Raw genomic sequence first — 2,811 nt, 5'->3', positions numbered from 1 at the left:
TATAGAACAATTATCAGATGATGATTTTTGTCTTTTTTCTATTCGTGTAAAAGATAATCAAAAACTTAAATCAAGATTTGGTAATATTAAATACACAAAAAAAGTGAATAATGAATTTTTTCACAAATATTCTGTTTGTATGGCCTTAGATGATGCGGCGACATCTCATTTTGACTCATTATGTTTCAATGGGGTAGGTTCGCCTAGTTTTATTCATTCCTTTTTTCCTACCTTGAATGAAACTGAGAAAGAAAATGCATTTGAAAAATTTAGAGAAATTATTTTTTCAGAAATTTTTTAAGAAAAGGATATAGATCAACTTAACACTGATATCAAATTTCATTTATTTATTGGTAATGATATTCTTTCAGGACTCGCTTTATCAATAGTCTGTTTTAATAGAATATTATTTTTAGCAGTGCATAGCGGAAAATTAAATTTAAAGATTGCAGATATATGGCTTTGGAATCTCATAATTTATGATGGGCTAAGGTGTGATGAGGAATTATTGAATAGTCTTAATGCATTGATAAATGGATGGATTAGACCAATTATAAAAATTCCAAGATTTGTCATTATTTAAGAAACTTATTTTCAAATTTTAAAGAACCATGTGCAATTTTTGCCTTTTTAATTCTTTTATTTTAAATATTTTTTAATTAACAGAAAAAATCCTAAGATTTAAAAAAATGTAACAGCTCAATTTCGTTTTATTTATATTTCTGTCGATAGAAATTTAAGACTCCTAATAATAAAAATATTCTATCCTATTTTAAGAATATCTTTCAATTTTATTTAAAATTTTAAAGATTTTACTCTTTATATTAATATTATTATCAAGTGTATATCATTTAATTTTAAATTAAAAGTAACTGGAAAAAAAATAATTTTAAAGATACTTCTAAAATGTTTTTTGTTATTTATTTAAGAAGGAGAAAATTATATGTCGATGTTTGATATTTTTGAGCATTATTGGGAAATGCCATTTAATGTTGGAAATTCATTGTATTATTTAAAACAAGATAATATAAATTTAAGGATTTTTTCATATGATTTAGATCAGTCCATTAAAAATATAAATGAGGCATTATTAAGAGTTAAGTATGATATTACTTCAGCATCTTGGTATAGATCTAGTCACTATTTAATTCCAAACTTTGTCCATTACTGCTATAAAAAAGGATATAATATAACAAATAAAATTACTTGTGAAAATGCAGCTCAGCTATTTATCAGTTACTGCTTGAATGGAGATGGGATTACTCTACCAATAAATTCGAATAATATGGGTGGAGAAGGAGGAAGAAGTTCAATGAACAGTAATACTCTTGAATTAGAATATTTAATAAGCAATGGCGGTTTTTGGGGAAAACATTCTAATATGTCTCATAAACTTGAAGTTGAGCATCATGAGTTAGTTAAAAAAATGCCAGTAAGACCTTTATATCATTTGCCTGAATCTCCAGAAAATCAGCTTTTATTGATGAATATATATTACAAAAATAATTCTTTATTTAAAAAAGAATTTCTTGAAAAATATGAGCCAAATGTTTCGATCCTACGTTTTATTCAAAGAACAATGACTTTTAATAATTCGTCTTGGAAGGGTAATAAAGATTTTAATTTAAAAAATGTATTAGATTATGTTAGAGAAAATAAAAATACAGCTTCTGAGTTAGCGCTAATTGAGTTGGGAATAACAAACTTTAAATTAAATATAAATCTCTCGGCAAGTCATGTTTATGAAAATAAAATGGAAAATATTAAAGCAAAAATAATCACTTATAATAATGCTTTGGATTATTGGGTAACAACAATTCCACATTTTTGGCAACCACACTTAAAAGAATTAAATTTGTGGCCGGAACATATCGTTTTATGAAAAAATTTATCAACAAATCAAACAATGAATATTTTTTAATTTGTTGAAAGGTAATAATTATAATTTAGATTTTGGTTTATTTATTTCAGTCAAATTAATTTGAGACATATTAATTGGTGATTCCATATCAATAAATGTTTGATAATGATCTGAAGTGTACCATCTTCTACCCGTATTTATATCTATAATCACACGTTTGGCATCTCTAGTGCCAGCAATTTCATCAACATTTAAAGGAATATCCATTTTATAAAATATAGCATTTTGAGGTGCGTTTTTAATTTTATTTTCATGATTATAAAACCTTGTTAACTTATTAGCATCAATCTTTTGGGTTAAAGAAAAAGCACGTGAAGGTACTTTATGTAAATTGCTATTTAAAGAAATTGTACTAGATGAGTTTGAATTATGTAATGATGCATTAGATCCTGATCCAGAAGGAGAACTTGAATTTGATTTTAGCAAGTCTGAATAGGAAATTTTACGATTTACAGATGCATCATGTAATGTTTCAGGTTCTGGTCTATGCATTTGCTCTTCAACTAATGAAGATCTTCTGTCTAAATCTAAATTCATTTCTCGAGATCTAAAATTAGCCTCACTAGCAGAACGTTGCATAAAGCCACTATTTTGTTGATTCGATGCTCCTTCTGCATTTACGACAGGTTTTTCAATAGGCGAGCTCTTATTTAAAAGTCCTCTTACATGATCGGCATATGAAAATGGTTTCTCCCCAAGTTATAATATTTATTATTGATATTATTAATAAAAACAATATAATCGATTATGCTGGATATAAAACTAATGCCAGTTAAGAGTTGAGAAAGATATTGTGAAGATTGAAGAAATAGCTCCAATTTGTTAGTTAATTGTTGCTTAAAAAAAAGTAACAAAGGAGCTACCAATGGATTGGCAGAACCAACTCATCA

3 protein-coding genes are annotated in these 2,811 nt (G+C 26.5%); 2 read left to right on the top strand and 1 reads right to left on the bottom strand.

The genetic code is table 11. The features are described from left to right. Together ACIQ56_RS16415 and ACIQ56_RS16410 are read left to right on the top strand one after the other, a co-directional pair. On the top strand, positions 1 to 301 hold a 301-nt coding region (locus ACIQ56_RS16415), incomplete at its 5' end, for a hypothetical protein (RefSeq protein ID WP_397602115.1). Between the two features lie 642 nt (positions 302 to 943). Continuing rightward, positions 944 to 1,882: a hypothetical protein gene (locus ACIQ56_RS16410; RefSeq protein WP_397602114.1), complete on the top strand. Its 939-nt coding sequence runs from the start codon at positions 944 to 946 to the stop codon at positions 1,880 to 1,882. A gap of 57 nt (positions 1,883 to 1,939) precedes the next feature. Here ACIQ56_RS16410 and ACIQ56_RS16405 read toward each other — a convergent pair whose 3' ends face one another. Next, positions 1,940 to 2,500, bottom strand: coding sequence for a ribonuclease domain-containing protein (locus ACIQ56_RS16405; RefSeq protein ID WP_397602113.1), 561 nt, complete (start codon positions 2,498 to 2,500; stop codon positions 1,940 to 1,942). Between the last annotated feature and the right edge of the window lie 311 nt (positions 2,501 to 2,811).

The sequence above is a fragment of the Silvanigrella sp. genome (assembly GCF_044369315.1).
Lineage (GTDB): Bacteria > Bdellovibrionota_B > Oligoflexia > Silvanigrellales > Silvanigrellaceae > Silvanigrella.
Note: the sequence above shows the minus strand (reverse complement) of the source record. Positions and strands in the feature narration are given on the sequence as shown.